This window comes from Nonomuraea sp. NPDC001684 (assembly GCF_053596515.1).
Genome location: NZ_JBSFGJ010000545.1, coordinates 1 through 5,714, shown reverse-complemented (window position 1 = coordinate 5,714; position 5,714 = coordinate 1). Strand labels below are relative to the sequence as shown.

3 protein-coding genes are annotated in these 5,714 nt (G+C 72.1%); all 3 read right to left on the bottom strand.

What is annotated here, in order from left to right; translation table 11 throughout:
• Window positions 1-15: 15 nt before the first annotated feature.
• Entirely contained in the window at window positions 16-678 is a 663-nt protein-coding gene (gene narJ / locus ACWCSD_RS46605) for a nitrate reductase molybdenum cofactor assembly chaperone (protein WP_449925227.1), read from the bottom strand.
• Window positions 675-2,225, bottom strand: coding sequence for a nitrate reductase subunit beta (gene narH / locus ACWCSD_RS46600; RefSeq protein WP_449925224.1), 1,551 nt, complete (start codon window positions 2,223-2,225; stop codon window positions 675-677). The genes narJ and narH overlap by 4 nt, the downstream gene beginning before the upstream one ends.
• A partial coding sequence (locus ACWCSD_RS46595; RefSeq protein WP_449925221.1) for a nitrate reductase subunit alpha occupies window positions 2,225-5,714 on the bottom strand: 3,490 nt, incomplete at its 5' end. The genes ACWCSD_RS46595 and narH, both read right to left, overlap by 1 nt.

The following is a 5,714-nucleotide window of genomic DNA, read 5'->3' as shown; positions in this document are numbered from 1 at the left end:
CCCAGAGCACGACGCTCACGGCCGTACCTCACTCTCGTTCAGCGGCGGCCCGTACGGGGCCAGGCCGACCTCCTCGGCGGGCGGGCCGGCCAGGGCGAGGTCGGCCACCGCGGCCCGCTCGGCCTCCGACATGCCGGGCAGCACCGCGCACAGGGCGTCCAGCACGAGCGCGTACGGCGAGCCGGCCTCGTGCAGGGCGGTGCGGATGAGCTCCAGCCCCTTGCGGTGCTGGCGCAGCGGCGCCTCCCCCACGTCCGGCCCGGCCAGCGCGGCGAACTCGCACACCACCGGCAGGAAGTCGGGCAGCTCGCCCTCGGGCGGGGTGAGCCCGGCCGCGCGGTAGCGCTGCTTGAGCGTCAGCAGGGCCATGCCCCGGCGGCGGGTGTCGCCGTGCAGGTAGTAGGTGAGGTAGAGGCTGGACCTGCGGCGCAGGTCGAAGGTCTCGACGTAGTGGCGGGCCAGCGGCATCGGCTGCCGGTCGCCGAACCACCACAGGAACTGCTCCAGCGCCTGGCGCGGATGCCCGTCGGGCAGCGCCGCGACGGCCTTGCGCAGCTCGGGACGGGCGGCCAGCAGCCCGGCGTCCGGGTACTGCAGCAGCAGCGAGACCAGCCGGAGCAGCGCGGCGCGGTCCTGCGGCCGTTCGACGACGGTGTCGGGGGCGGGCAGCAGTCTCATGACGCCGGCCCCTTGCCGGTGAACAGCTTCAGGCCCAGGCGTCCGTCGCCGCGGCGGCCGGTCACGCCGGTCGGGTGGAACCCGCTCATCCCGGGGCCGCCGTCGCCGTCCAGGCTGCACCCGGCGGCCTGGGCCGACAACGCGGCGGCGTCCTCGCGGTGGGCGGCGGGCACGACGTAGCGCTCCTCGTACTTGGCGACGGCCAGCAGGCGGTACATCTCCTCCATGTCCCGCGCCGTCATCCCGGCCGACTCCAGCAGGTCCCCGGCCACGGTGCCGTCGAGGGTGCGGGCCCGCATGTAGCCGCGCATCGCCGACAGCTTCATCAGCACCCCGGCCACCACCTCGGTGTCCCCGGCGCTGAACAGCCCGGCCAGGTACTCCAGCGGGATGCGCAGGTCGGTGATGGCGTGGAAGACGTTGTCGGGGTCGTCGGCGTCCGCGCCGGCCCCGGTCACGGCGTCGAGCACCGGCGACAACGGCGGGATGTACCAGACCATCGGCAGCGTGCGGTACTCCGGGTGCAGCGGCAGCGCCACCCGGTAGCGCATGGCCAGCCGGTAGATCGGCGAGCGCCGCGCGGCCTCGATCCAGTCCTCGCTGATCCCGCAGGCTCGCGCGGCGGCGGCCACCTGCGGGTCGTCGGGGTCGAGGAAGACCTCGCGCTGGGCCTCCAGCAGGTCGCGCGGGTCGGGCATGCGGGCGGCGGCGAGCACGGCATCGGCGTCGTACAGGACGAGGCCGATGTAGCGCAGCCGGCCCACGCAGGTCTCGGCGCACACGGTCGGCTGTCCCGCCTCGATGCGGGGGAAGCAGAACGTGCACTTCTCGGCCTTGCCGGTCTTGTGGTTGACGTACACCTTCTTGTACGGGCACGACGAGACGCACATGCGCCAGCCGCGGCAGCGGTCCTGGTCCACCAGGACGATGCCGTCCTCCTCCCGCTTGTACATCGCGCCGGAGGGGCAGGCGGCCACGCACGCCGGGTTGAGGCAGTGCTCGCAGATGCGCGGCAGGTGGAACATGAAGGTCTGGTCGAACTCCATGCGCACCTTCTCGGCCATGGCCGCCAGGTTGGGGTCGCCGTGGGCGTGCTCGGGGGCGCCGCCGAGGTCGTCCTCCCAGTTGGCGCCCCACGTGATGTTCATGTCCTTGCCGGTGATGGCCGACTTCGGACGGATGACCGGCACGTGCGGCCCGGCGGGGGCGTTGAGCAGGGTGTCGTAGTCGTAGGTGGCCGGCTCGTAGTAGTCGTCCAGGTCCGGCAGGTCGGGGTTGGAGAACAGGCTGAGCAGCCGCTTGACCCGGCCGCCCGCGCGCAGCTTCAGCCGGCCGCGCCCGTCGAGCTGCCAGCCGCCGTGCCAGCGTTCCTGGTCCTCGTACCGCTTGGGGTAGCCGACGCCGGGCTTGGTCTCGACGTTGTTGAACCAGACGTACTCGACGCCGTCCCGGTTCGTCCAGGTCTGCTTGCAGGTGACGGAACAGGTGTGGCAGCCGATGCACTTGTCCAGGTTCATCACCATGGCGACCTGTGCCATGACGCGCATCAGTAGGTCACCTCCTGGCCGCGGCGGCGGATCACCGTGATCTCGTCACGCTGGTTGCCGGTCGGCCCGTAGTAGTTGAAGGCGTAGGTGAACTGCGCGTACCCGCCGATCAGGTGGCTGGGCTTGAGCAGCAGCCGGGTGAGGGAGTTGTGCACGCCGCCGCGCCGGCCCGACCGCTCGGTGAGCGGGACGTTCACGTTGCGGTCCTTGGCGTGGTACATGTACACCGTCCCGGCCGGCATCCGGTGGGAGACGACCGCCCTGGCCACGACCACGCCGTTGCGGTTGTACGCCTCGATCCAGTCGTTGTCGGCGGCCCCGATCGAGGCGGCGTCCTCTACGCTCATCCAGATCGTCGGCCCGCCCCGCGACAGGGCCAGCATGTACGCGTTGTCCTGGTACTCCGAGTGGATCGACCACTTCGAGTGCGGCGTCAGGTACCGCACGGTGACCTCGGCGCCCTGCCCATCGGCCTGCCCGTCGCGCTGGTCGCCGTGGTGGCGGCGCAGGTCGAGCGGCGGCCGGTAGGCGGGAAGCTGCTCGCCCAGCTCGATGATCCAGTCGTGGTCGAGGAAGAACTGCTGCCGGCCGGTCAGGGTGTGCCATGGCTTGTCGCGTTCGACGTTGATGACGAACGCGGAGTAGCGGCGCCCGCCGGTCTCCGAGCCCGACCACTCGGGCGAGGTGATCACCGGCTGCGGTCTCGACCGCGTGTCGGCGAACGTGATGCGCTTGCCCTCGTGCTCGGCGGCCAGGTCGGCGAGCCTGGTCCCGGTGCGCTTCTCCATGGTCTGGAAGCCCTGGGTGGCCAGGCGGCCGTTGGTGGTGCCGGACAGCGCGAGGATGGCCTCGCACATCCGGTCGGCGGTGCTCAGGGAGATGTGGCCCTCGGGGGTCTCGCCGTTCTGCTCGCGCAGGTGGTTCAGCTCGGGGCCCACCCGGTAGGTGATCCCCTTGGTGGTCAGGTCCAGGTCGGCGAAAAGCGGCCCGATCCCGCGGACGCGCTCGGCGACGGCGCCGTAGTCGCGCTCGACCGTGACGATCTTGGGCATCGTCCGGCCCGGCACGGGCTCGCACTCGCCGTGCTTCCAGTCGCGCACCCGGCCGCCCGGCTGGGCCAGCTCGTCCGGGGTGTCGTGGGTGAGCGGGACGGCCAGCACGTCGGTGCGCCGGCCCAGGTGGCGGGCGGCCAGCTTGGAGAAGGCGTCGGCCAGCCCGAGGAAGGCGTCGTGGTCGGACCTGGTCTGCCAGGGCGGGGCGATGGCCGGGTTGAAGGCGTGCACGAACGGGTGCATGTCGGTGCTGGACAGGTCGTGCTTCTCGTACCAGGTGGCGGCGGGCAGGACGACGTCGGAGAACAGCGCCGTGGACGTCATCCGGAAGTCGATCGTCGTCAGCAGGTCGAGCTTGCCCTCCGCGGCGTTCTCCCGCCAGGTCACCTCGGCCGGGCGCAGCCCCTCGGGCGTCTCCTCGTTGCGCGCCTCGGCGTCGGCGCCGAGCAGGTGGCGCAGGAAGTACTCGTTGCCCTTGCCGGACGAGCCGAGCAGGTTGGCCCGCCACACGGTCAGCACCCGCGGGAAGTTGGCCGGGTCGCCCGGGTCCTCGGCGGCGAAGCGCAGCCGCCCGGCCTTCAGCTCGTCCACCACGTGCTCGGCCACCGGGACGCCGCGCGCGGCGGCCTCGTCGGCGAGCTTGAGCGGGTTGCGGTCGAACGTCGGGTGCGAGGGCAGCCAGCCCAGCCGGGCCGCCTGGGCGTTGCAGTCGGCGAACGAGCGGCCCGCGAACCTGCCCTCGCCCAGCGGGCTGGCCAGCTCGCCGGCCCCGATGCGCTCGTAGCGCCACTGGTCGGTGGCCAGGTACCAGAACGCGGTGCCGGCCATGTGCCGGGTCGGGCGCTGCCAGTCGAAGCCGAAGGCCAGGTGCTGGAAGCCGGTGACCGGGCGGACCTTCTCCTGGCCCACGTAGTGCGCCCAGCCGCCGCCGTTGACGCCCTGGCAGCCGGTCAGCAGCACCAGCGTCAGGAACGAGCGGTAGATCTGGTCGGAGTGGAACCAGTGGTTGGTGCCGGCGCCCATCGCGATCATCGACCGGCCCTGGGTGCGCTCGGCGTTGCGGGCGAACTCGCGGGCGATCCTGGCGATCGTGGCGGCCGGGACCGAGGTGATCTCCTCCGCCCAGGCCGGGGTGTAGGGCTGCGTGGCGTCCTCGTAGCTCGCCGGCCATTCGCCGGGCAGGTCGCGGGCCACGCCGTACTGGGCCATGAGCAGGTCGAACACCGTCGTGACGAGCTTGCCGGCCAGCTCGGTGACCGGGACGCCGCGGCGCATGACCGAGCCGCCCTCGGTGGGGCCCTCGTCGAAGCGCGGCAGGTCCACCTCGACCGCGCGCCCGGACCGGCCGAGCAGGGTCAGCGCCGGGACGGCGCCGTCCAGGTCGAGGTTCCAGCGGCCCTCGCCCTCCTGGCCCCAGCGGTGGCCGAGCGAGCCGTTCGGCACCTGCGCGGCGCCGGTCGTCTCGTCCAGGAAGACGGTCTTGAACTCGGCGTTCTCGCTCTCCTGGCCCAGGTCGGCGGCGGTCAGGAAGCGGCGCGGCACGTACGCGTCGCCGCGCGGCTCCAGCGTCACCAGGAACGGCAGGTCGGTGTACTTGCGCACGTAGTCGGTGAAGTACGGCACCTGGCGGTCGCGGAAGAACTCGGTCAGCGTCACATGGCCCATCGCCATGGCCAGGGCGCCGTCGGTGCCGGGGTGCGGCGCGAGCCAGTCGTCGGCGAACTTGACGTTGTCGGCGTAGTCGGGGCTGACCGCGACGACCTTGGTGCCCTGGTAGCGGGCCTCGGTCATGAAGTGGGCGTCCGGGGTGCGGGTGACCGGGATGTTGGAGCCCCACATGATCAGGTAGCGGGAATTCCACCAGTCGGCCGCCTCGGGCACGTCGGTCTGGTCGCCCCACACCTGCGGCGAGGCGATCGGCAGGTCGGCGTACCAGTCGTAGAACGACAGGAGCGTGCCGCCGATCATCGACAGGAAGCGGGTGCCGGCCGCGAACGAGGCCATCGACATCGCCGGGATCGGCGAGAAGCCCACCACCCGGTCGGGGCCGTGCTCCTTGATGGTGTGCACGTGGGCGGCGGCCATGAGCTCCAGGACCTCGTCCCAGCTCGACCGGACGAACCCACCCTTGCCGCGGGCCCGCTTGTAGGCCCGCGCGCGCTCGGGGTCGCCGGTCAGCTCCGCCCAGGCCAGCACGGGGTCGCCCAGCCTGGCCTTGGCCGCACGCCACATCTCCAGCAGCACCCCGCGCACGTACGGGTAGCGCACCCGCGAGGGAGAGTAGGTGTACCAGGAGAAGGACGCGCCACGGGGACAGCCGCGCGGCTCGTACTCGGGCGACTCCGGGCCGACCGACGGGTAGTCGGTGGCCTGGTGCTCCCACGTGATCAGGCCGTCCTTGACGAACACCTGCCAGGAGCACGAGCCCGAGCAGTTC